This window comes from Arthrobacter sp. NicSoilB8, assembly GCF_019977355.1.
In the GTDB taxonomy this organism is placed as follows: Bacteria; Actinomycetota; Actinomycetes; order Actinomycetales; family Micrococcaceae; genus Arthrobacter.
This window is the reverse complement of record NZ_AP024655.1, coordinates 2645232-2667071: the sequence shown is the minus strand read 5'-3', so window position 1 is coordinate 2667071 and position 21840 is coordinate 2645232. Positions and strand designations below refer to the sequence as shown.

Below are 21840 nucleotides of genomic sequence, written 5' to 3'. Positions count from 1 at the left end.
GCGGTGATGCGTTGCTGCCGGGGTTCGTGCCTGGAATAGCCGGGACTGCGCTGGGGGCGCGGCCGCCGTTTCAAGAATACTTGCTCGGGCGCCTAAATGGAGATCAGGGGCGCGCCGCCACCAGGCTACGGCACGGTGAGGAAGTCAATGACCTCTTCCACCCGGCCGAGCAGGGATGCCTCCAGATCCGCATAGCTGTGCACGGCCCCCAGGAGTTTCTGCCAGCCGAGGCCGATGTCCTCCTTCGTGGAGTGAGGCCAGCCGAACGCCGTCAGGATGCCCGTCTTCCAGTCCACGCCGCGGGGGATCACGGGCCATCGCTCGATCCCCAGGACCGCGGGACGGATGGCCTGCCACACGTCCACGTAAGGGTGGCCCACAATGAGCACGTTGCCGGCGGCGCCCGGCGAGGCCATGACGGCGTCGGCGATCCGCGACTCCTTGGAGTCGGGCACCAGGTGGTCAACGAGCACGCCGAGCCGGCGGCCCGGGCCGGGACCGAACTCCGCCACGGCCGCGGCAAGGTCGTCAATGCCGTGCAGGGGTTCGACGACGATGCCCTCCACCCGGAGGTCGTCGCCCCAGACCTTCTCGACGAGCTCGGCGTCGTGCTTGCCTTCCACCCAGATGCGGCTGGCCCTGGCCACCTGTGCGCGCTGTCCCGCCACCCGGACCGAGCCCGACGCCGTGCGGCCGGCACCGGCGGCGGGAGCGGCCTTCTTCGGGACCGGAGGCATCAGCCGGATCGGCTGCCCCTCCAAAAGGAAGCCGAAGCCGAGGCGGAAGGACCGGGACTTGCCCCGCCGGTCCTCCAACGCCACCACGTGCATGCCGCCTGACTTCTCCACCCGGGTCACGGCGCCCACCCAGCCGGACTGGACCTCCTCGAGAACCATCCCGCGTTCCACGGGAACTTCCGGCAGCTGCGTCTTGGCGGGGGCGGACAGGTTCTGGGGTCCCCAGTTCTGGTACGACATCTCTACACGCTTACTTTGCTCTTGGAATGAACGACGGACAGTGGAACTCTCCGCGAGCCGGAACCGGACCGCATGGGGCGGCCACGGCACGGGCTGCCACGGTCTCAGCGCCGACGTGACGGGAAACTCGATCCCGCGGGCCACGCCTGGAGCGAATCCAATGCTAACAACGCGGCGACTCATATTAGACTGGTTAGCACTTAGGCATGTCGAGTGCTAACCCCTGTCCAGTCGCGGACCGCCCCTGCACCACATCGTGGACGCGAACCGGACGCTGCGGGCGGTACCGACTGCGTGACCGTCGATTGGAGGTGGAGCGTGAGCGAACCGCGCAAACTCGAAGTGTTGCGGGCCATCGTGGAGGACTATGTCCATTCCCGTGAGCCCGTTGGTTCCAAAGCGCTCGTCGAACGGCACCATCTCGGAGTTTCCAGTGCCACGATCCGCAACGACATGGCGGCGCTGGAAGACGAAGGCCTCATCACGGCACCGCACACGAGTGCCGGCAGAATCCCCACGGACAAGGGCTACCGGCTGTTCGTCGACCAGATCTCGGCCGTCAAGCCGCTGTCCCCGGCCGAGCGCCGGGCCATTCAGGCCCTGCTGGAGGGCTCGGAGGACCTCGACGACGTCCTGGACCGGACCGTGCGGCTCCTCGCCCAGCTGACCAACCAGGTCGCCGTCGTACAGTATCCGCTTCTTAGCCGCGCCAGGGTGCGGCACATCGAATTCGTCCTGCTGGCGCCCCGGAAGGTGCTGATCGTGCTGATAGCGGACACCGGCAAGGTGGAGCAGCGCGTGATCGACGTCGGGCAGGACCTTCCTGACGACGCCCTCGCGGAGCTGCGCAGCCGTTTCTTGGCGAGCCTGTCCGGAACCCCGCTGAGCCTGCTGCCGCAGCTGCTGCCCGCCGTCGTCGCCGGTGGACCGCCGGCGCGCCGCGGGGCAGCCCAGGCCCTGGCCCGCGGCCTCGAGGCCCTGGCCACGAGCAGCCGCGAAGAGCGCATGGTCATGGCCGGCACCGCCAACCTGGCCCGCTCCAATGTGGACTTCCCGCTCAGCATCGGCCCGGTGCTGGAGGCGCTCGAAGAGCAGGTGGTGATGCTCCGCCTGCTCAGCGAAATGGCGGAGGACCCGCGCGGCGTCACTGTCAGCATCGGCCGGGAAAACCCCTACGACGGCCTCGCCGAGGCCTCCGTGGTGGCCACCGCCTACGGGCCGGACGCCACGGCCAAGGTCGGCGTCCTGGGGCCCACCCGGATGGACTACCCCACCACCATGGCCGCCGTCCGCGCGGTGGCCCGCTACCTTTCGAGGATCCTGGGGCCTTGACGGGCCCGGGACCGAAGATGACGTCTTGCCCTCGCAGGCAGTGCCCCACCGGCAGTACGAAAAGGAAGAGATACACACTTTGACCAGCCATTATGACGTTCTTGGAGTCTCCCGCGATGCAACGGGGGAGGAGATCAAGAAGGCCTACCGGAAACTGGCCCGGACCCTGCACCCGGACGTGAACCCGGGGGAGGATGCCTCGGACCGGTTCAAGGCCGTCACCCATGCCTACGAGGTCCTCTCCGATCCGCAAAAGCGCCGGGTCTATGACACCACCGGCAACGAGAACGGCACCGACAACGGCTTCGGCGGCGGCAGCTACTCGGGCCAGGGCTTCGCCTTCCAGGACATTTTCGAGACGTTCTTCGGCGCAGGCGGCGGCCAGGGCGGCCCGGCATCCCGGGTCCGCCGCGGCCAGGACGCGCTGATCAGTGTCCGGATCGACCTCCGCGACGCCGTGTTCGGCGTCAACAAGAAGCTAGAGGTCGACACGGCAGTCATCTGCCCCACATGTGAGGGCTCCTGCTGCCGCGAGGGCAGCCACCCGGTCCGCTGCGACATCTGTGGCGGCAGCGGCCAGGTCCAGCGCGCCGTGCGGTCCATCCTGGGCCAGGTCATGACCTCGGCACCCTGCGGATCCTGCGAGGGCTTCGGCACGGTTATCAAGGACCCCTGCAACGAGTGCAGCGGCCAGGGCCGGATCCGCAGCCGCCGCTCCCTGACCGTGAAGGTCCCGGCCGGTGTTGCCACCGGCACCCGCATCCAGCTCTCCGGCCAGGGCGAGGCCGGTCCCGCCGGCGGCCCGGCGGGCGACCTGTACGTGGAGATCCGGGTCAACAACGACCCCACCTACGTCCGCGACGGCGACGACCTGCACGCGAGCCTCAACATCCCCATGACAGCCGCTGCACTCGGCACCGAGATTTCCCTCGACACCTTCGACGGGCAGCAGGAGATCGACGTCAAGGCCGGTACCCAGTCGGGTGAGGTCATCACCCTGCGCGGCCTCGGGGTCACCCACCTCCGCGGCCACGGCCGCGGTGACCTCAAAGTGCACCTGCAGGTCGAAACGCCTGGCAAGCTGGACCACCACCAGGAGGAACTGCTCCGCCAGTTGGCCAAGCTGCGCGGCGAACACTTTACGGAGGGAAAGCTTGCGGCCAGCGGCGGGGTCTTCGCCAAACTCCGGGACCGGCTCGGTAACCTGTAGCGGTGAGTAACCCGGTCTTCTTCACCGCCCCAGGCACCCTGGACCAGCAGGCCCCCGGCTCGGCCTTTGTCCTTGAGGGCGCCGAGGCCCGCCACGCCGTCACCGTCAAACGGCTCGCCGTCGGGGAAGCGGTGGACATCGCGGACGGCGCCGGCAAGCGCCTGACCGGCACGGTGACCGCCGTCGCCCCCGGCGAGATGACCGTCGAGTGCCGGGAGCTGGCCAATGAGCCCCAGCCCGGGATCCGGCTGGTCCTGGTCCAGGCACTCGCCAAGGGTGACCGCGATGAACTTGCGGCCGAAACAGCCACCGAGCTGGGCATCGACGCCGTCATCCCCTGGCAGGCGGAGCGGTCCATTGTGCGGTGGAAGGCCGAACGGGCCGCGAAGGCACACGCCAAGTGGCAGTCGGTGGTGACGGCGGCCGCCAAGCAGGCACGCCGGGCGTGGATTCCGGAGGTCCGTGCCGCCGTCGACGGCGCCGGGCTGCAGGCGGCCGTGGCGGCTGCCGACCTCGCGGTCATCCTGCACGAAGACGCCGTCCGCCCGCTGCGGCAGGTGCTCGAATCCTGGCTGGAAAGTGCCGTGCCCGGCGATGAAGCGTCCCGGGAAGTGCTGCTGATCGTGGGTCCGGAAGGCGGCATCAGCCCGCGGGAAGTGACCCGGCTGTGCGACGCAGGAGCGGTCACCGCCCTGTTGGGACACCATGTGCTGCGCTCGTCCACCGCAGGCCCCGCCGCCACGGTGCTGGCCAGCGACATTCTCGGCCGCTGGTAGCCGGCGCGCTACTGGCAATCTGACCGCATAGTTTACCGGCTGGTAGGGCTGCGGCCCAGGTTATTTCACCGTGAAGCCGCGGGTGTCGAAGAACAGTTCCTTGGCGCTGTCCGACTTCGCGTCCACCTGGGCCACCCGGACCTCGTACCGGCCAGGGCCGAGGTTCGCGGATAAGGTGAACAACCCGGACTGGGTGGTATCGGCTGACGCCGTGGCGTTGCCGTTGAGGTAGGCGGTCTTGGCGTTGTCGCCGTCGACCTTGAGGATCTCCCAGTGCAGTTTCCCGCCCTGGACGGTGCTCCGGCCGCTGATCTTGACCGAGCCGTCAGCCACGGACGCGCCTTCCTGCGGATCAATGATCCACACGGGGGCCACCATCCCTGCGCTCCGGGACGTTGGTGCGCCCAGCCGGACGTGGTCGAAGGCCACGTAATCCGTGTGACCGTCGACCAGCACCACCACCTGCACCTGCTGGCCGGAATCGATCAGGCCCGCGCTGGCCGCGGCGGCCGTCGCCGTGTAGATCAGCTGCTGGACGGCGCGCTCGGCCATGGCCGCATCGACGTTGCTGTTGAAGGCATCGGCGGAGACATCCACGGTGATGACGTTCTTGCCGGAGATCGACGTCGCCAGCTTCTTCGGGTTCTGCCACGGCGTGAAGAAATCCGGGTCCAGCGGCTTCTGGGACATCATCACCCGCAGGGCGCGGGTCACGGGGTTCTCCTGATCAGGAACGTCACGGAACTCGCGGTACAGGAACGCGTTGTCGTTGCTGCGGCCGATCCAATACACGGGAGCCTTGTTTGCGGTCTGGGCCGTTTCCAGCGGGGCACTCGTGGTGGGGCCGCCCGACGCCGGGACAGGAATGAGCTCCGACGGGCTGCTGGAGTTGGTGATGCCGCCCTGCGGCGTTGCCACGCAACCGGACAGGACGAGGGCAGCGGGCAGCACGAGGGCCAGTGCGAGGCGGCGGACGCGTCCCACTGGTGGCTGCTGAACTTCACGCTGCCTGATGCTGCTGTCCCTTCGTGTACCGTCTCCGCGTTCCGCGGCTTTGATCCTTAAGCGGGCGGCTTGGTCCGCCGGCCGCCGGTCCTTCACCTGCCCGGGGCACCGGGCAGGCGCTCTTGGGGCGGCCAAATTCCAGCATCCCATACGGGCACGGCACGACAGCCGGGTTTGGGCCCGGTCGCCGGAACTGCAACGGGAACGATATGAGGCCGATACGAAGTTGATACCTAATTGGCCTTGAGCGTCAGCGTGTCCGGCCCGCTATTCCAGCGGAGCAGGCCGCCGACAGATGTCATCTCGATGGGGCGCTTGAGGAACTGAAGGACCCACTTCTCCTGGGCAGCAGCCTCCCCGCTGCACCCCATGGCGCCGACGGCAATGTTTCCGACGTGGAGCGTGTGTCCGCTGATCGATGCGGGACCTCCGGCCGGGTTGCACGGGGTTTTGACCGCCAGCTGGAGCGACCCGTCCACCGCGGTCAGTTGCACGGTGACGCCGCCGGAAGCCACCCACGGCAGATTCATGCCCTGGGCCGTGCCCGAGACGCTGACGTAGGGTGAGCACGAGCCTGACGGCAGGAACGTCGCGCACACCTCCACGGGAGGCGCGGACGCTCGTTGTGAATCCGGGGAGACGGCGGGAGGGACGGGGACAGCCGTTCCGGGACCACTGGTGATCCGGGCTGCGCAGGACGTCATGAAAATGCCGAAAAACAGTGCGGAAGCCACGCAACGCCAGAACATTGTGCGCTTCATCGTGCTCCAGGGCCTAGTTCTGGTTTTGGGCCTAGTTTTGGTGCTGGTTCTGCTTCCGGGCGTGGTCCGTCCGGATGACGGAGACTCAATTGTTGGGCATGGAAATCGAAGTGCAGCGTGGGATAGGCGTAGACGTCGTGGAGCGTCATGACGGGCTTGAAGAACGGGTCCCACTTTTCGGGGAACGGCATGGATCGGCCGAGGGAGGCCGGGCCCTCGCGTTCCAGGCGCCGTGACAGGGCTTGAATCGTCCTTCCGAATTTCCGGCTCATCCGGCGCCTGTTGTAGACCAGGGCGGCGGCCCGGGATCCCCAGAAGTTCACAACATCGAACGGGCGCGTAGCCGCGTTCAACGCAGCGGCGAACGCGGCGCCGGCGGGCCGCGGGAGGCGGCTGACAACCCGGACCAAGGGAAGGAGGGCACGAACAACCATGTATCCGAAGACCATGTGGAACAGCAGCTCTTCGTTGGTCCACCGTGTGCCGTCGCTTTTACGGTGAAGTTCCACTGTCGTCGCCGCGCCCAGCCAGGCGTCGAGGTCTTCGTTGGCACGGCGGTACCCGGCTGTGATCTCGTCTCGTGTCGGCTCCACGGCGGGCCCGCCGGCACTCACGGCTGCACCCGGCCCCGCGGCCCGAGACCGCGGATCGCCGTGCGGAGGGCTGCCAGGTCCGGCTGTCCCGTGAATCCTTGCCCGGTTGGATAAACCCGGCACGTGAGAGCCGGCGCCGCGTTTGACGGGAAGAGATCGGTTCCGTCCATGACGAAGGAGGGAGAGCCGTGGAATGACGCTGCTGCCGCGTCCGCGTCTGTGGTGATTTCCGTGACAGCGAGCAGCGCCGGATCGATGCCTTCCAGCTCCAGTGCGCGGGCGAACAGTTCCCGGGCCGATTCGCTGTGGGGGCAACCCGGAATTGTCTGCAGTTCGATGTGCATGGCCTCATTATGGCCCCGGAGATCAATACAGGGGGTTGAGAACCTCATCTGGCCGCGGCCCGCCGGTTTTCACGGAAGGTGAGGGCCATGGCGAGAACGGCGGCTGTGGCGGCCGCAATGGTCATGGCGAACGCCATGGCCGTGTAAGTGCCGAGCCACGCCGCCAGTAAGGGGCCTGCGGCCGGGGCGACGGCGGTGGCTGCTGTTAGCGGGGCGACGAAGATTCCGTGCAGGGTGCCGAGCTCCCGGCTTCCCCACCGGTCTCCCACGAGCGTGGCCTGCAGCAGGGTCTGGCATCCGCGGACCGCGCCGGCGAGCATTCCCGCCGCGATCAGTACCGGCATAGGGCCAGGTAGCGCCGCCAGCAAGAGGACCGCGCAGGCGCCCGTTCCGGTGATGACCGGCAGCCGGGCGCCCCCCGGGATGGTGGCGAACAGCAACCGCCCGCCAACCTGTCCGGCGCCCACGATTCCGAGGCCGAGCGCGGCCGTTGCGTAGTCGGCTCCCTTTTCCATCAGCAGGGGGATGATGTTCAGCGTCGCGGTGTACAGCCCGAGGCACAGCAGAACCATCAGCGCCTGCAGGCCGAGGAATTCCCGGCTGCGCCGGATGCCACGCAGCAGGGCGCCGCGGTCTGTCTCGGGGGTGCCGGGGGCAGCCGGTGCCCAGGTCCGGTTCAGGTAGCGGGCGTGCAGCGGCACGGTGATGAGCCCCATGACTGCGGCCAGGATGATGAAGGCGCCTCGCCAGCCGAGCCCGGAAGTCAATGCTGCGGTGGCGGGGGCGAAAATGGTGGATGCGAAACCGGCGACGAGGGTCAGGACTGTCAGGGGACGGATGCGGGCGGCTCCGTACCAGCGGCTGATCACCGTGAAGGCCGGCTGATACAGTACGGCGGCCTGAGCTGCACCGACCAGCAGCCACCCCGCAATGAACAAGGGCAGGTTCGGCGCGATCGCCACCAGGACCAGGGACAGGACCCCGGCCAGGGAACCGCCGATCATGAGTGTCCGGGGCCCGGTCCTGTCCAGGATTCTTCCGACGGCGATCCCGGCTGCCGCGGACACCAGCAGGCCCGCGGAAAAGGCTCCTGTCACCAGGGCAGGGTCCCAGCCGGTGTCCTTACAGATGGGCCTGACTGCCGCGATCAGCGCGTAGTAGAGCACGCCCCACCCGGTGGTCTGCGTGATGCACAGCGCCGCCAGCCCCCCGCGGGGTGCTCCCTCCGCGACCAACGTCCGGGACAGTGCCGGGGCGGCCATCGCTTAGCCCCCGGTGAGCTCCGCGTACAGCTTGTGGACGCGGGCCCTGATGTCGTCCCGGACCAGGCGCATGCGTTCCATGCCCTCGATGCCGCGCACAGACGGCTCGTCCGTTTCCCAGACTTCGAGGCGGGTGCCCTCGCGGTGCCCGAGTTTGGCTTCTGTGCCCAGGACGATGACGACATCGACCGCATCCAGCACCTCGTCGGTGACCGGTTTGGGGTGTTCGCCGGTGATATCGATGCCGAGCTCTGCCAGGGCGTCGACGGATTGGGGATTCAGCGACCGGCCGGGTTTGGTCCCGGCCGAATACACGGTGACGGTCCCATCGGCCAGCTGGTTCATGAGTCCGGCGGCGAGCTGGGACTTTCCGCCGTTCTTGCTGCAGACGAACAGGACGCTGGGTGTTTTCATAGCCTCGGTCATGCGTTGATTCTTCCTTGTCCGGGCCGGAACTGTTGACCAGTGAGGACGTCAGTTGACCCGGCCATGGATCTCGTCACGGATGTTCAGTTGATTTCGCCGGAGCGGCCGTGGGACAGCCCGGTGGGAAAGCCGACGAGCACCGGCCCGGGCGCGCCGCAGCACGAGGGCCCGGACACCGCGGCGGCCACCGGAACGTCGCAGCTGGTGCCGGCGTCGGAGGAGCAGACACCAGTTTCGGGCAGTTCAAGCTGGACGGTGTCGGCTGCCTCGCGGTCACCGGCCAGGGCGGCGGCGACCGAGCGGACCTGTTCGTATCCTGTGGCCAGCAGAAACGTCGGCGCCCGGCCGTAAGACTTCATGCCGACGATGTAGAAGTCCTTGTCCGGGTGGGCAAGCAGCGCTGCGCCATGCGGGCGGACGGTGCCGCAGGAGTGGAATTCAGGGTCGATCAGCGGCCCAAGCGCCACGGGTGCCTCGACGGCCGGGTCCAGGTTCAGGCGGAGTTCCCGCAGCATATCGAGGTCCGGGCGGAATCCGGTGCAGGGCACCACGACGTCGGCCGCCAGGGCGCGCCCGTCAAGGGATGCTACCGTGACGGCGTCGCCGGCTGACGCGAGGGAAGCGATGCCGAAGCCGGTGTGCAGTTCGATGGTTCCGGCGTCGACGAGACGGCGGAGCCGGGCCCCGAGCTGGCCGCGGGCAGGCAATCCGTCCAGATCCCCGCCGCCGTACACTTTCGCAGCGGAGGCCCCGCGGATGGCCCAAAGGATCTTGGTCGCCGGTTCGTCCTTCGCGAGGTCGGCGAGGTTGATGAGCGTGTTGGCGGCCGAATGGCCCGCGCCGACGACGAGGGCGCGGCGCCCGGCAAAGGATGCCCTGTCCCTCCCGGCGACATCAGGCAGGGGCGAGGAAATCCGGGAGGCCACGGCGGCTTCACCGATCGCGGGAAGCCCGGACGTGCCGAGCGGGTTGCGGGTGGACCAGGTGCCGGAGGCGTCAATGACGCCGGCCGCCGGGTAATCGCGGATGTCGCCGCCGTCGTGTTCAACGCGGACGACGAACGGTGCAGTGTCGCGGTCCCGGGTGTGGGTCTTGTCCATGCCCTGCCGGGATACCGCGATGACGCGTGCGCCGGTCTGCAGCCGCGAAGCAATCTCGGGAAGCGCTGCCAGCGGGGTCAGGTACTCGTCGATGAGCTGCCCGCCGTAGGGCAGGGCCGTGGGGCGGGGCGATGCCCAGCCGGATGCTTCGAGCAGGCGGACGGCGGCGGCGTCGAGGTTGAAGCGCCAGGGAGAGAAGAGCCGGATGTGGCGCCACTGTTCGATGGCTGCGCCGGCTGACGGGCCCGCCTCGAGGATCAGCGGTTCCAGGCCGCGTTCGAGCAGGTGGGCCGCGGCGGCCAGACCCACGGGGCCGGCGCCGATCACTGCGACTGGAAGGGTGTTGTGTGAAGCCATGGTGTCCTCTTTCTCATCAGTGAGTGGTGGTCGCCTGCCCAACTAGCTGGCACATAAGGCCGTTTTGGGGGCTCAAAACGGCCCCTGCTGCTAGCTAGTTGGGCAGGCGCGTTACTTCGCGGCCGGGGCGAGGGACGCGATCAGGGCCTCGATGCGGGTCTTGATGTCGTCGCGGATCGGGCGGACGGCTGCCACGCCCTGGCCGGCGGGATCTTCGAGTTCCCAGTCCTCGTAGCGTTTGCCCGGGAATATCGGGCAGGTGTCGCCGCAGCCCATGGTGATCACGACGTCGGATTCCTTCACGGCCTCGGTGGTGAGGACTTTGGGGATTTCGGCGGACATGTCGATGCCCAGTTCGGCCATGGCCTCGACGGCGGCAGGGTTGACCTTGTCCGCCGGCTGGGACCCGGCGGAGCGGACCTCAATGCGGCCTTCGGCGAGCGTTGTGAGGAACGCGGCGGCCATCTGGGACCGGCCGGCGTTGTGAACGCAGACGAACAGGACGGAGGGCTTTTTGGCGGCTTCGGTGCTCATGGTGATGTTCTCCTGAGAGGTGTCGGTGGTCAGAGGGAGACTGGGGCGGGTTCGAAGAACCGCCTCCGCGCCCATAACGCTGCGTAGACGAGGGCAACCAGTGCGGGCACCTCGATCAGGGGGCCGACGACGCCGGCAAGTGCTTGCCCCGAGGCGACACCGAATGTGCCGATCGCCACGGCGATGGCGAGCTCGAAGTTATTGCCTGCGGCGGTGAACGCCAGCGTGGTGGTCTTGGCGTAGCCCAGATCCAGCAACTTGCCAATCACCATGCCGGCGCCGAAGACCACGATGAAGTAGACCAGCAGGGGCAGTGCGATGCGGGCGACCTCCAGCGGGCGGGAGGTGATCGTGCCGCCCTGGAGGGCGAAGAGCAGGGTGATGGTGAAGAGCAGTCCGTAGAGCGCCCACGGACCGAGCCGGGGGAGGAAGGTGCCTTCATACCAGTCCCGGCCCCTGGCCCGTTCACCCAGCAGGCGGGTCAGGAAGCCCGCCAGCAGCGGAATCCCCAGGAACACCAGCACGGAAGCGGTGATGGCCCAGAAGGAGAAGTCCGCACTGGTGGTGGGCAGGCCGAGCACGGACGGCAGGAGCTGGAGGTAGAACCAGCCCAGGGCGCCGAACGCGACCACCTGGAAGGCGGAATTGATGGCCACCAGCACGGCTGCCGCTTCCCGGTCGCCGCAGGCGAGATCGTTCCAGATCATCACCATCGCTATGCAGCGCGCCAGGCCCACGATGATCAGTCCGGTCCGGTACTCCGGCAGATCCGGGATGAAGATCCATGCGAGGGCGAACATGAACGCCGGCGCCGCGACCCAGTTGATCACCAGCGACGTGATCAGCAGCTTCCGGTCGGCGAGGACGCGGTGTGTCTGGTCGTAGCGGACCTTGGCCAGCACCGGGTACATCATCACCAGCAGGCCGACGGCGATTGGCAGGGACACCTCGCCGATCTTCACCGCTTCCAGCGCGGTGTTCAGGCCGGGGATCATGCTGCCCAGCGCCAGGCCCAGCAGCATGGCCGCCACGATCCAGACCGGCAGGAGCCGGTCCAGGGTGGAGAGTCTGCCGATGACGGCAGCCTCCCCGGGCGCGGGTGGCGGTGGTTGGGTCTGGATGCTCACGGTGCTCCTGTGCTGTTCAGCAAGATTGATCAATATCGATATGTGAAGTATCACCACCTATATCGATCGTTGTCAATCTATGTGCATAATGGGTTCATGACTTCCCTGCAAACGCTCGAGCCCGCAGTCGACGACTCCTGCTGCTCGCCGTCGGCGAAGCCGGCGATGAGCGCTGTCGAGGCCCAACAGAGGGCTTTGGTTTTCAAAGCGCTTGCCGATCCCAACCGGCTGCGCCTGCTCTCGATCGTCAAAGGGGCCGACGGCGGCGAGGCTTGCGTTTGTGATCTCACCGAACCCCTCGATCTGGGGCAGCCCACCGTGTCACACCACCTCAAGATCCTGGTCGAGGCAGGGCTGCTGCACCGCGAAAAGCGCGGCACCTGGGCTTACTACTCCCTCGTGCCGGGGGCGATCGAGCGCGCGGCCGGCCTGCTGGCCACCCTGTGAGCGCACCACCCGCCGTGCCGATTCGTCCCATGCGCGACGACGACTGGCCGGCCGTTCAGCAGATCTACCGCGAGGGTATTGACACGGGACAGGCCACCTTCGAGGCCGAGCCGCCGGTGTGGGAATATTTCGACACCTCGCGGCTGCCGGGCCACCGGTTAGTGGCCGAATCGGAGCGGGGCCAAGTGCTGGGCTGGGCTGCCGTGTCCGCTGTTTCTTCGCGGCCCGCATATGCCGGGGTGGTTGAGCACTCGATTTACGTGTCCGGTCAGGCGCGCGGACTCGGCGTGGGGACATCACTCCTGAAGGCCCTGACCGCATCCACGGAGCGGGCAGGAATCTGGACCATCCAGGCAAGTGTCTTCCCGGAAAACCAGGCGAGCCTGAGGCTGCACCTGGCCCACGGGTTCAGGGTCGTCGGCCGCCGGGAACGCATCTCGCGAATGCCGCACGGCCCGCAGCCCGGTCAATGGCGGGACACCGTCCTGCTTGAGCGGCGTTCCCCCAAGATCTAACGGCCGGCCGCCGTCAGCTGAGCAAATGGGAAGATCGTGGTATGACAACAGCAACTCCTGCACCCGATCCGGGCTTGGTGCCGGAGCTCCTGATCACTGATCTCGACAAGAGCCTGGACTTCTGGTGCGGGCTGTGTGGCTTCTCGGTCCTCTATCACCGGATCCATGAGGGATTCGCCTATATCGCCAATGGAACAGCGCACGTCATGCTGGAACAGGCGGGAGCGGGCCGTAACTGGATCACCGGGCCTCTCGAACGTCCACTCGGGCGCGGGATTAACTTCCAGGTTTCAGTTCCGTCGATCGAGCCGCTCGTGAACGCGCTCGGTGACGGTGACTGGCCGCTCTTCCTCGCACCCGAGACCAGATGGTACAGAGCCGGCGATCACGAAGCCGGGGTCGCACAGTTTCTCGTGGCGGATCCGGACGGGTATTTGATCCGGTTCCAGGCGTCCCTGGGGCGGAGACCTGTCACTCCAGGGCAGACGTGAGTATCCACGGGGACGACGGGCGGAACGGCCATTTCTAGACGTTCCCCGGCCTCGACGCCGGCGCTACAGTGCTCACTGAGGAAAGGAAGTGCTCACTGGGGAAAAGACCAGGGAATCCCGCCACTCTCCCCGTACGAGTTTGTCCGACTTCCGGAAGCCGACCCGGACCATCCCGATCTTTTTCAGCACCCGCGCGGAGGCGGCGTTTTCCGGTCTGCAGGTGGCGGTAATGTCCCGGCGGCTGAGGGCTTCTTTGCCGAACCTCAGGAGTGATGCTGCAGCCTCTGTGGCGTACCTGAGACGCCAAGGTGTACTCGCCCGGCAGGAGACGCCCAGAGTGCAATTCCATGCCCCCATCATGTCGCAGCCGACGCAGGGGACATGCTGATGGACAGGCCAAAGAGTCCAACCACCGGGTTAATGTGCTGAGAATGTTCAAATCCCGTCTGGCCGGACACCCCCGTCGTGTGAGGGTCGCAGCGAGGTCCGGAATCACGGCCGAATTTCTTACGTCATGCAACGGGTGCGTGACGCGCTGTGTCGCTGCGCGACTGTGCGTTGCAGCCGGGGTTGGGAACCCGCATCGGGGGTGGTTGATTGGGGCTACAAGCGTCGAAAGGACTCGCCATGACGGAACATTCTGACCTCAGCCCGAAGAAACTCCGCCACATTCTCGGACACTTCGCCACCGGCCTGACCGTGATCACCGCAGCCACCAAGAACGGGCCCGCCGGATTCACGTGCCAGTCGTTCTCATCCCTGTCGCTGGAACCGGCCCTGGTCACCTTCAGCCCCGCGCGGACCTCCAGCACGTGGCCGCTGTTACGAGAGGCCGGCCGGTTCACGGTGAACATCCTGCCGGCAGAGCACCAGCACCTGGCAGCGCAGTTCGCCCGTTCGGGGGCGGACAAGTTTGCCGGCGTCGACCACTCGCCGTCGCCCCTGGGCAACCCGGTCCTGGACCAGGTCCTGGCCTGGGTGGATTGCGAACTCCACCAGGAGTACGACGGCGGGGACCACACCATCGTGGTGGGCGCCGTTCGGGCCCTCAGCGCCCGCCCCGACGCCGAGCCCCTGCTCTTCTACAAGGGCAGCTACGTGGGCGTCCGACCCCGGGCTGGCGCACTGGAGAGCGTGGCATGAGCATGCTGACGACACCATCCCGCCGCGGAGGGCGCCGCGGAATCCCGCTGCCGGACGTTAGCGACGCGTGGGTGTCTGCCGAAGACTGGAGCTCAATAAGCCTTGGATCCACTGTGGAAGTGGTCAACGCGGCTCACTACTCCTATGTGGGCCGTGTGGATGCCAAGAGGCCCGAGTCGTCCATTGTCTGGGTGGTCAGTACAACGGGCCAGTGCCGCCAGATGTATGGGCACCGCGGCGGCATTCGCCTGCGCACAGTGGCCGAGGGAATGGCATGAGCGCCGTCTGGATTGTCGCTTCATGCGCCGTCCTGTTGGGCGGCGGCGGCGTGTGGGCCGCGTGGCCCCTGATGTGGCCCCTGATTAAGTTTGCGCCTGACTTGCCGGACCGCGGGGAGGTTCCGGTGCCCGGGATCGCGGAACATCCGCGCCCGAAAACCGGCGCCCACTGGCTGGATGGCTGGGTCGTTTTCGGAAACACCTACCTCTAACGGGAGAGCGAGGCACCCTATTTCCGTGCTGCGGCGCGGCCGGGTGGTGGAAGACGGGACAGTTGAACAGATCTCCTCCCAGCCGCGGCATCCATGGCGTCGAGGTGTTCAATGCCTCTGACCACGTCATCCACGTCAACACGTTCACCAATACCCTCGGTCCCGGGCTGCGCCTCGGCCGCGCCTGCGGGACGACGCCATCAACGCGGACCTGCTCGCGGCCGATGCCAGCGCCGAGGGCGTGGAGTATCAGCAAGGCTCCTTCTTCCCCTCCGGTCCGGGCATCGACGCGCACCGCCACCTGCGGCTGGCGTATGGCCATGTCAGCGCGCCGCAGCTGGAAGAGGCGGCGGCGCGACTTGCCCGCGCGTTGAGCAAGCAGGGGGCCCGACGCCCCGAGCGCAACGCCACAGCCCGGCCGGCGTCGGGCGCGCCTCGCTGGCGTAAGATGGAAGGACCCGCTGACCCCGGCCGCGGACGGTGAGAACCGCCGTCGGCAGGGATCACGGGGACCGACCATATTCATACTGGAGGGGACCAGAGGCCCGCGGGCCAACACCATGACTGAAGCAGCGAACGGCAAGGCCCGGTTCAGCGCCGGAGAGCGCACCGCAGGGGAATTCCCCCACTCCCTACCAGGGCTGCGGACGGAGGTGGTCTTGTTCGACGATTCGGAGCAGATGGTCCAGTCGCTGGGCAGCCATGACGAAGCCTTGAGGTTCATCGAAAACCAGTTCCCCGCTGTCGATTTCCACGTCCGCGGGAACGAGCTCGCGATCAGCGGTCCGGCCGCCGACGTGCCGCGGATCATGCGCCTGCTCAACGAGGTGCGCGGGCTGGTGGCCAGGGGCACGGTGGTCACTCCGGCCGTCCTGCAGCAGCTGGTCTCCCTGCTCCGCAGCCAGTCGCTGCAGAACCCCGTGGAAGTGCTGACCACCAACATCCTCTCCACCCGCGGCAAGACCATCCGGGCCAAGACGCTGAACCAGAAGAACTATGTGGACGCGATCGACGCCAACACGGTGATCTTCGGGATCGGTCCCGCCGGCACCGGCAAGACTTACCTGGCGATGGCCAAAGCCGTCCAGGCCCTGCAGCAGAAGGAAGTCAGCCGCATCATCCTGACCCGCCCTGCCGTTGAGGCGGGGGAGCGGCTCGGCTTCCTGCCGGGCACCCTGAGCGACAAGATCGACCCTTACCTGCGGCCCCTGTACGACGCCCTGCACGACATGATGGATCCCGAGTCCATTCCGCGGCTCATGGCCGCCGGCACCATCGAGGTGGCCCCGCTGGCCTACATGCGCGGCCGCACGCTCAACGATGCCTTCATCATTCTCGACGAGGCACAGAACACCACGCCCGAACAGATGAAGATGTTCCTGACCCGTCTGGGCTTCGGCTCCAAGATGGTGGTCACCGGCGACGTCACCCAGGTGGATCTTCCGTTCGGCACCCGCTCGGGGCTGCGGATCGTCGAGGAGATCCTGCAGGGGATCGAGGACGTCAACTTCTCGGTCCTGGACGCCTCCGACGTCGTCCGGCACCGCCTGGTGGGGGACATCGTCAACGCCTACAGCATCTGGGACGAAGTCCAACGAAACCGGGTCAAGCACTCCGTCGCCCGGGACACGCGGGGAGAACGCGCATGAGCATTGAGGTCAACAACGAATCCGGCGTAGCGGTGGATGAATCCGAGCTCGTGGCCCTCTCGCGGTTCATCTTCGAACGCCTCTACATCCACCCCCAGGCGGAACTGTCCATCCTGCTGGTGGACGAGCCAGCCATGGAAAAGCTCCACATCGAGCTGATGGACGAACCCGGCTCCACCGATGTCCTGTCCGTGCCCATGGACGAGCTGACGCCCGGCACTCCGGACAAGCCCACTCCCCAGGGCATGCTCGGTGATATCGCCATCTGCCCCCAGGTGGCCGAGGTCCAGGCCCGGAACGCCGGCCACTCCACCCAGGACGAGATGCTGCTGCTGACGACGCACGGCATCCTGCACCTGCTGGGCTATGACCACGCCGAGCCGGAGGAGAAGGAAGAGATGTTCGGGCTGCAGCGCGAACTCCTCACCGCTTTCACCGGTAAAGCGGCCCCGTCAGAGACGATTCAGTGACCCCACTGATCCTTGCCGGCATGGCGCTGGTGTTTCTCAGCTTTGCCGCGGTGCTGACCGCTGCCGAGTCCGCGTTTAACTTCCTGCCCCGGCACGACGCTGAGCAGGCGGTCCTGCACAGCCGGGGAACGTCGCTCAAACGGATCCTGGCGCAGCCCGTGGGGCACATGCGCGCCCTGCGGTTCTGGCGGATCTGGTTTGAGATGGCCTCCGCCGTCGCCGTGACCGTCCTGCTGCACAGCATGCTGGACAACGTCTGGCTCGCCGGTCTGGCGGCCACCGGCATCATGGCCGTGGTCGGTTTCGTGATCGTGGGCGTGTCCCCGCGGCAGCTCGGCCGTGTGCACTCCGCCGCGCTGGTCCGGTTCAGCGCGCCGCTGGTCCGGTCCCTCTACGCCGTGCTCGGCCCGATCCCGGGCTGGCTGGTGCGGCTTGGCAGCGCCGTGGCCCCGGGCGCACCGGCGGACAGCGAGGCCTTTTTCAGCGAAGAGGAATTCCGCGAACTCGTGGACCGCGCCACCGAGTCCGACGTGATCGAGGACAACGAGGCCGAACTGATCCAGTCGGTCTTCGACTTCGGCGACACCCTGGTCCGCTCCGTCATGGTGCCGCGGACCGACATCCTCACGATCGACTCCGGATCCAGCCTGCGGCGGGCGATGTCGCTCTTCCTGCGCTCCGGCTACTCCCGGATCCCGGTCATCGGCGAAAACACCGACCAGATCCTCGGCATTGTGTACCTCAAGGACGTCGCCGCCGCGCTCCACAACCTCGGCCCGGACGACGAGCCGCCGGTGGTGGACGAACTCGCCCGCGAGGTCCGCTACGTGCCGGACTCGAAACCGGTCAGCGACCTGCTGCGCGAACTCCAGAAGGAATCCACGCACGTGGCCATCGTCATCGACGAATACGGCGGAACGGCGGGCCTGGTCACGCTCGAAGACCTCATCGAGGAGATCGTCGGGGAAATCGTCGACGAATATGACACCGAAAGCGCCGAGGCCGTGGCTCTTGGCGACGGCAGCTACCGGGTCAGCGCCCGCATGAGCATCGATGATCTCGGCGAGCTCTTCGACCTGGAGCTCGACGACGACGAAGTGGACACCGTGGGCGGCCTGCTCGCCAAAGCCCTCGGCCGGGTGCCGATCGTCGGCAGCACCGTCCAGGTCCACGGCCTGTCCCTCCGCGCCGACCGGCTGGAGGGCCGGCGGAACCGCGTCAGCCACATCATTGCGGCCGCCGTTCCAAAAGAAGAAACTGACCTTGAAGACCTTCTCGACGAGGCCGCACCAATCCAACAGGGAGTCCTACGTGAGCAAGCAGAATAAGTCCGACGGCGAAGCAGCCTACGGCGGCTACCGCGCCGGGTTCTCGGTGCTGGTGGGCCGGCCCAATGCGGGCAAGTCCACCCTCACCAACGCCCTGGTGGGCCAAAAAGTCGCGATCACCTCGGCCAAGCCGCAGACCACGCGCCACACCATCCGGGGCATCGTGCACCGGGACGACGCCCAGCTGATCCTCGTGGACACCCCGGGCCTGCACCGCCCGCGCACCCTGCTGGGGAAGCGGCTGAACGAACTCGTCGCCGACACCCTCGCCGAAGTCGACGCAATCGGCTTCTGCCTGCCGGCCAACGAGAAGATCGGCCCGGGAGACAAGTTCATCGCCGCCCAGCTCGCCGCCGTCGGCAACAAGCCGATCATCGCGATCGTGACCAAGGCCGACACCGTGGACCGCCAGGGCCTCACCGAGCAGCTGCTCGCCGTCGCCGCGCTGGGCCGCGAGGTCCTCGGCGAGGAGGGCTGGAAGGACATTGTCCCGGTCTCCGCGACCGACGGCTTCCAGGTCGATACCGTCGCCGATGTGCTGATCAGCCACATGCCGGCGTCGCCGCCGCTGTATCCGGACGGGCACCTGACAGACGAGCCGGAAGCCGTGATGATCGCCGAGCTCATCCGCGAAGCCGCCCTCGAAGGCGTCCGCGACGAGTTGCCGCACTCCCTGGCCGTCGTCGTCGACGAGATCGTTCCCCGGGAAGGCAGGCCCGAAGACCGGCCGTTCCTGGACGTCCGCGTCAACCTGTACGTGGAACGCCCCTCGCAGAAAGCCATCATCATCGGCAAGGGCGGCGCCCGCCTCCGCGAAGTCGGGACCAACGCCCGCAAGGCAATTGAGGCGCTGCTCGGCGCCCGCATCTACCTTGACCTGCACGTCAAGGTGGCCAAGGACTGGCAGCGCGATCCGAAGCAGCTCGTCAAGCTCGGCTTCTGAGCAGGCCTTTGCGAGGGCCTTTACGAGGGCTCGCACATGGGCTACTACCGGGCCGCCGGCCCGTCACGCCGCTCCCAAGAGCGCGCGCATCGGCATTTTCTCAGACTCGGCCACTAAAATGGGCAGACTCCCGTTCGTGAAGGAAGGCTCAACAAGTGGTTCGACCCCGTGACAACCGTGCCGACGGAACCGCCCCGCCGGACCGGTCAGCCGCTGCTGCCCGGCACACGGCCGACGCCGCCGTCGGACCCGCCCGCCACCTGGGCGCCGGCCGGCGGACCCCCATCTGGCTGAAAGTCGGCACGGGAGTCTTCGCCGTCCTCCTGGTCGGGGTGATCGCTTTCGGCGCTTACTGGGCGATCCGGCTCCAGGGCAACATCACCAAGGCGCCGCTGAGCGCCGGCAGCACCAAGTCCGAGTCTGCCGTGAATGATTCGACGGACCGGATGCAGATCCTGATCCTCGGCTCGGATACCCGCGACGGGAAGAACTCGCAGTACGGCACCAGCGATGACTCCACCGGTTACGGGCACTCGGACGTGATGATGCTCATGGACATCTCCGCGGACAACAAGCGTGTCAATGTCATCAGCTTCCCGCGCGATCTGCTCGTCGACATCCCCAAATGCAAGGATCCGAAGACCAACAGGGAGTACCCGGCCCAGACCGGCGTCATGATCAACTCGGCAATGTCCGAGGCAGGCATCGGTTGCGCCGTGGACACCGTTAACAAGCTCACCGGCCTTGAGATCGACCACTTCATGATGGCCGACTTCAACGCCGTCAAGGAACTCTCCAACGCCGTCGGCGGTGTCGAGGTGTGCATCAGCGACGCCGTGTACGATCCCGACTCGAAGCTGAGGCTGCCCAAGGGCACGTCCACCGTCCAGGGCGAGCAGGCACTCTCGTTCGTCCGCACGCGGCACGCGTTCGGCGACGGCGGCGACCTCGGACGCATCAAGGCCCAGCAGGGCTTCCTGTCTGCCCTGACGCGAAAGATCAAGGACGACGGCACGCTCAGCAACCCGGCGCGGATGCTCGGCATCGCGGACGCGATCACCAAGAACCTGACCATCGACGACGGCCTGGCGTCGGTGCCGACGCTGCTGACCGTGGGCAACCGGCTGAAGAACATCGACGTCGGCAAGGTGGCCTTCGTGGCCACGCCGACCGTGCCGGCCGCCGCCGACCCCAACCGGTTGGAACTGGCCCAGCCCGCGGCCTCCCAGCTCTTCGCCGCCATGCGCAAGGACATTGACCTGACAGACCCGACCGCGACGCCGAGCGCTTCTCCGTCTGCCAGTGCAAGCGCCACGCCGACGCCCAGCGCCACCGCACCGGCCTATGACAAGGCCCTGCAGCCCGTCACCGTTGCCAACGGCTCGGGCGTGCCGGCCCGGACGCAGGAGATCATCCAGGCCGTCAAGGGCGCCGGCTTCACCCAGGTGGCCCAACTGACGGCTCAGCCCGTCGCGGCGACGGCGGTCTACTACGGTCCGGAGTATGCAGACGTGGCCGCGGATGTCGCGGCCGTGCTCGGGGTGGCGCCGGGCCGGGTGCTCCCGGCCGCCGGAGTTGCCGGGGTCCAGGTCTACCTGGGCAGCGACTTCGCCAACGGGACGCCGACCGCCGATGCTGCCCCGCAGCTGCCGGCGGACATCGTCAACCAGACGGCCGGCGACACCGTTTGCCAGCAGGCCAACCCGGCGCTCATCACGCGCTAAGCCCCCGCCGCTCTTTCATTCCTCGGGAAAAGCGTGGTCCCGGTGAGTCCGGCGAGCCTGTCGGTCAGCCTGTCCTGGAAGTCCGTGTCAGTGACTTCCGGTGCCGGACTCCGCTGCCGGCGGTGGTGGAAGTACTTGCCGGAGACCAGCGCCGCGGGGTCGTCGCTGACGGCGAGCCAGCGCTGGGTGTCGTGGCCCATGGCCAGGTCGCCGGGCGCACCCGCGCCGCCCATCTTGGTGGGTACCCAGCCGGGGTCAACGGAGTTGCTGAGCACGGCGGGCCAGTGGCGCGCGACGGACGCGGCGAGGGCGGAAACGTACAGTTTACTCTCGGAGTAAGCGGCGCCGGCATTCCAGCGCCGTGCGGTCCAGTCGATGTCGCGGAGGTCGCCGCCGGCCCCGTGGTGCATGCCGCTACTGATGTAGATCAGGCGGGCGGGGCGTTCGATCAGGGCGGTGAGCAGGTAGGGCGCGAGCACGTTAACGGCCAGGGTGCGGGAGTGTCCCTCCGCGGTCGCGACGCGCCCTGGCGAGACGTAGACGCCGGCGTTGTGGATGATGGCGTCCATCCGGCCGTGCGCGTTGACCTGCCAGGCCAGGTCCCGGGTCGCGGCGGCGCTGCTCAGGTCACCGATCACGATGCCGGCCGCCTGCGGAGCGAGGCCGTCGAGGGCGGCGGCGCGTTCCCTGGAGCGGGCGTGCAGGAGAACCTCGTGGCCCTCGTTCAGGAGGGTCCGGGCGGCGGCGAGGCCGAGTCCGTCGGTCGAGCCGGTGATGAAGATGCGAGCCAGGGGTGGTCCTTTCCTTGTGTCGGGTGCACCCTGTGGTTCTGCCGC

General features: G+C 67.4%; 24 protein-coding genes. 13 read left to right on the top strand and 11 right to left on the bottom strand.

Features of this window, described 5'->3' with window-relative positions:
* Positions 1 to 125 precede the first annotated feature (125 nt).
* The gene (locus LDO15_RS12015) at positions 126 to 977 is read right to left on the bottom strand and encodes a DUF3097 domain-containing protein (protein ID WP_223979072.1); all 852 of its coding nucleotides are present in this window, start codon (positions 975 to 977) and stop codon (positions 126 to 128) included.
* A 318-nt stretch (positions 978 to 1295) separates the two neighbouring features.
* Between LDO15_RS12015 and hrcA the strand changes: the two genes are divergently transcribed.
* From hrcA to LDO15_RS12000, 3 genes are all read left to right on the top strand, one after another.
* Positions 1296 to 2309: a heat-inducible transcriptional repressor HrcA gene (hrcA, locus tag LDO15_RS12010; protein WP_223979070.1), complete on the top strand. Its 1014-nt coding sequence runs from the start codon at positions 1296 to 1298 to the stop codon at positions 2307 to 2309.
* A 79-nt stretch (positions 2310 to 2388) separates the two neighbouring features.
* On the top strand, positions 2389 to 3519 hold the full coding sequence (dnaJ, locus tag LDO15_RS12005) for a molecular chaperone DnaJ (RefSeq protein WP_223979069.1): 1131 nt from the start codon (positions 2389 to 2391) through the stop codon (positions 3517 to 3519).
* A gap of 2 nt (positions 3520 to 3521) precedes the next feature.
* Positions 3522 to 4295 carry a 16S rRNA (uracil(1498)-N(3))-methyltransferase gene (locus LDO15_RS12000; protein WP_223979068.1) on the top strand — a complete coding sequence of 258 codons (774 nt, stop codon included), beginning with the start codon at positions 3522 to 3524 and terminating at the stop codon, positions 4293 to 4295.
* A 60-nt stretch (positions 4296 to 4355) separates the two neighbouring features.
* On the opposite strand, the gene LDO15_RS11995 is transcribed toward LDO15_RS12000, so the two are convergent.
* The 9 genes from LDO15_RS11995 to arsB form a co-directional block, all read right to left on the bottom strand.
* Positions 4356 to 5279 (bottom strand): Gmad2 immunoglobulin-like domain-containing protein, encoded by a 924-nt coding sequence (locus LDO15_RS11995; RefSeq protein WP_223979067.1) that lies wholly within the window; start codon positions 5277 to 5279, stop codon positions 4356 to 4358.
* 254 nt (positions 5280 to 5533) lie between these two features.
* Positions 5534 to 6034: an META domain-containing protein gene (locus LDO15_RS11990; RefSeq protein WP_223979066.1), complete on the bottom strand. Its 501-nt coding sequence runs from the start codon at positions 6032 to 6034 to the stop codon at positions 5534 to 5536.
* A gap of 23 nt (positions 6035 to 6057) precedes the next feature.
* Positions 6058 to 6675, bottom strand: coding sequence for a DinB family protein (locus tag LDO15_RS11985; RefSeq protein WP_346655955.1), 618 nt, complete (start codon positions 6673 to 6675; stop codon positions 6058 to 6060).
* Entirely contained in the window at positions 6672 to 6998 is a 327-nt protein-coding gene (locus LDO15_RS11980) for a hypothetical protein (RefSeq protein WP_223979065.1), read from the bottom strand. Before LDO15_RS11980 ends, LDO15_RS11985 begins: the two co-directional genes overlap by 4 nt.
* A gap of 44 nt (positions 6999 to 7042) precedes the next feature.
* Positions 7043 to 8260, bottom strand: a complete 1218-nt coding sequence (locus tag LDO15_RS11975; protein ID WP_223979064.1) for an MFS transporter — start codon at positions 8258 to 8260, stop codon at positions 7043 to 7045.
* A gap of 3 nt (positions 8261 to 8263) precedes the next feature.
* A complete protein-coding gene (locus LDO15_RS11970) occupies positions 8264 to 8686 on the bottom strand; it encodes a low molecular weight phosphatase family protein (RefSeq protein WP_223979062.1) in 423 nt (140 codons plus the stop codon).
* A gap of 83 nt (positions 8687 to 8769) precedes the next feature.
* On the bottom strand, positions 8770 to 10143 hold the full coding sequence (locus tag LDO15_RS11965) for an FAD-dependent oxidoreductase (protein ID WP_223979061.1): 1374 nt from the start codon (positions 10141 to 10143) through the stop codon (positions 8770 to 8772).
* A 111-nt stretch (positions 10144 to 10254) separates the two neighbouring features.
* Positions 10255 to 10677 (bottom strand): arsenate reductase ArsC, encoded by a 423-nt coding sequence (locus LDO15_RS11960; RefSeq protein WP_223979059.1) that lies wholly within the window; start codon positions 10675 to 10677, stop codon positions 10255 to 10257.
* A gap of 29 nt (positions 10678 to 10706) precedes the next feature.
* Positions 10707 to 11804, bottom strand: a complete 1098-nt coding sequence (arsB, locus tag LDO15_RS11955; protein ID WP_276572919.1) for an ACR3 family arsenite efflux transporter — start codon at positions 11802 to 11804, stop codon at positions 10707 to 10709.
* A 96-nt stretch (positions 11805 to 11900) separates the two neighbouring features.
* On the opposite strand from arsB, the gene LDO15_RS11950 reads away from it, so the two are divergent.
* The 10 genes from LDO15_RS11950 to LDO15_RS11900 all read left to right on the top strand — a co-directional run bounded on the left by LDO15_RS11950 (position 11901) and on the right by LDO15_RS11900 (position 21004).
* Positions 11901 to 12251, top strand: coding sequence for a metalloregulator ArsR/SmtB family transcription factor (locus LDO15_RS11950; RefSeq protein WP_223979057.1), 351 nt, complete (start codon positions 11901 to 11903; stop codon positions 12249 to 12251).
* 29 nt (positions 12252 to 12280) lie between these two features.
* On the top strand, positions 12281 to 12766 hold the full coding sequence (locus tag LDO15_RS11945) for a GNAT family N-acetyltransferase (RefSeq protein ID WP_223987307.1): 486 nt from the start codon (positions 12281 to 12283) through the stop codon (positions 12764 to 12766).
* 41 nt (positions 12767 to 12807) lie between these two features.
* Positions 12808 to 13257: a VOC family protein gene (locus tag LDO15_RS11940; RefSeq protein ID WP_223979056.1), complete on the top strand. Its 450-nt coding sequence runs from the start codon at positions 12808 to 12810 to the stop codon at positions 13255 to 13257.
* Between the two features lie 627 nt (positions 13258 to 13884).
* The gene (locus LDO15_RS11930) at positions 13885 to 14400 is read left to right on the top strand and encodes a flavin reductase family protein (protein WP_223979054.1); all 516 of its coding nucleotides are present in this window, start codon (positions 13885 to 13887) and stop codon (positions 14398 to 14400) included.
* 274 nt (positions 14401 to 14674) lie between these two features.
* Positions 14675 to 14890, top strand: a complete 216-nt coding sequence (locus LDO15_RS11925) for a hypothetical protein (RefSeq protein WP_223979053.1) — start codon at positions 14675 to 14677, stop codon at positions 14888 to 14890.
* Between the two features lie 560 nt (positions 14891 to 15450).
* The gene (locus LDO15_RS11920) at positions 15451 to 16539 is read left to right on the top strand and encodes a PhoH family protein (protein ID WP_223979052.1); all 1089 of its coding nucleotides are present in this window, start codon (positions 15451 to 15453) and stop codon (positions 16537 to 16539) included.
* A complete protein-coding gene (gene ybeY, locus LDO15_RS11915; RefSeq protein ID WP_223979051.1) occupies positions 16536 to 17009 on the top strand; it encodes an rRNA maturation RNase YbeY in 474 nt (157 codons plus the stop codon). Before LDO15_RS11920 ends, ybeY begins: the two co-directional genes overlap by 4 nt.
* The gene (locus LDO15_RS11910; protein WP_223979050.1) at positions 17006 to 18337 is read left to right on the top strand and encodes a hemolysin family protein; all 1332 of its coding nucleotides are present in this window, start codon (positions 17006 to 17008) and stop codon (positions 18335 to 18337) included. The genes ybeY and LDO15_RS11910 overlap by 4 nt, the downstream gene beginning before the upstream one ends.
* Positions 18321 to 19280, top strand: a complete 960-nt coding sequence (era, locus tag LDO15_RS11905) for a GTPase Era (RefSeq protein WP_223979048.1) — start codon at positions 18321 to 18323, stop codon at positions 19278 to 19280. The genes LDO15_RS11910 and era overlap by 17 nt, the downstream gene beginning before the upstream one ends.
* Before the next feature lie 155 nt (positions 19281 to 19435).
* Positions 19436 to 21004 (top strand): LCP family protein, encoded by a 1569-nt coding sequence (locus LDO15_RS11900; RefSeq protein ID WP_223979046.1) that lies wholly within the window; start codon positions 19436 to 19438, stop codon positions 21002 to 21004.
* Here the strand turns inward: LDO15_RS11900 and LDO15_RS11895 are convergent.
* Positions 21001 to 21780, bottom strand: a complete 780-nt coding sequence (locus tag LDO15_RS11895) for an SDR family NAD(P)-dependent oxidoreductase (RefSeq protein ID WP_346655997.1) — start codon at positions 21778 to 21780, stop codon at positions 21001 to 21003. The two genes, LDO15_RS11900 and LDO15_RS11895, sit on opposite strands and share 4 nt — an antisense overlap.
* Positions 21781 to 21840 lie beyond the last annotated feature (60 nt).

Excerpts from the sequence above, each read along its gene's own strand:
- LDO15_RS12015 (WP_223979072.1), bottom strand. The coding sequence starts at position 977 with ATGTCGTACCAGAACTGGGGACCCCAGAACCTGTCCGCCCCCGCCAAG.
- LDO15_RS11980 (WP_223979065.1), bottom strand. The coding sequence starts at position 6,998 with ATGCACATCGAACTGCAGACAATTCCGGGTTGCCCCCACAGCGAATCG.
- LDO15_RS11975 (WP_223979064.1), bottom strand. The coding sequence starts at position 8,260 with ATGGCCGCCCCGGCACTGTCCCGGACGTTGGTCGCGGAGGGAGCACCC.
- LDO15_RS11970 (WP_223979062.1), bottom strand. The coding sequence starts at position 8,686 with ATGACCGAGGCTATGAAAACACCCAGCGTCCTGTTCGTCTGCAGCAAG.
- LDO15_RS11965 (WP_223979061.1), bottom strand. The coding sequence starts at position 10,143 with ATGGCTTCACACAACACCCTTCCAGTCGCAGTGATCGGCGCCGGCCCC.
- LDO15_RS11960 (WP_223979059.1), bottom strand. The coding sequence starts at position 10,677 with ATGAGCACCGAAGCCGCCAAAAAGCCCTCCGTCCTGTTCGTCTGCGTT.
- LDO15_RS11950 (WP_223979057.1), top strand. The coding sequence starts at position 11,901 with ATGACTTCCCTGCAAACGCTCGAGCCCGCAGTCGACGACTCCTGCTGC.
- LDO15_RS11945 (WP_223987307.1), top strand. The coding sequence starts at position 12,281 with ATGCGCGACGACGACTGGCCGGCCGTTCAGCAGATCTACCGCGAGGGT.
- LDO15_RS11940 (WP_223979056.1), top strand. The coding sequence starts at position 12,808 with ATGACAACAGCAACTCCTGCACCCGATCCGGGCTTGGTGCCGGAGCTC.
- LDO15_RS11930 (WP_223979054.1), top strand. The coding sequence starts at position 13,885 with ATGACGGAACATTCTGACCTCAGCCCGAAGAAACTCCGCCACATTCTC.
- LDO15_RS11925 (WP_223979053.1), top strand. The coding sequence starts at position 14,675 with ATGAGCGCCGTCTGGATTGTCGCTTCATGCGCCGTCCTGTTGGGCGGC.
- LDO15_RS11920 (WP_223979052.1), top strand. The coding sequence starts at position 15,451 with ATGACTGAAGCAGCGAACGGCAAGGCCCGGTTCAGCGCCGGAGAGCGC.
- ybeY (WP_223979051.1), top strand. The coding sequence starts at position 16,536 with ATGAGCATTGAGGTCAACAACGAATCCGGCGTAGCGGTGGATGAATCC.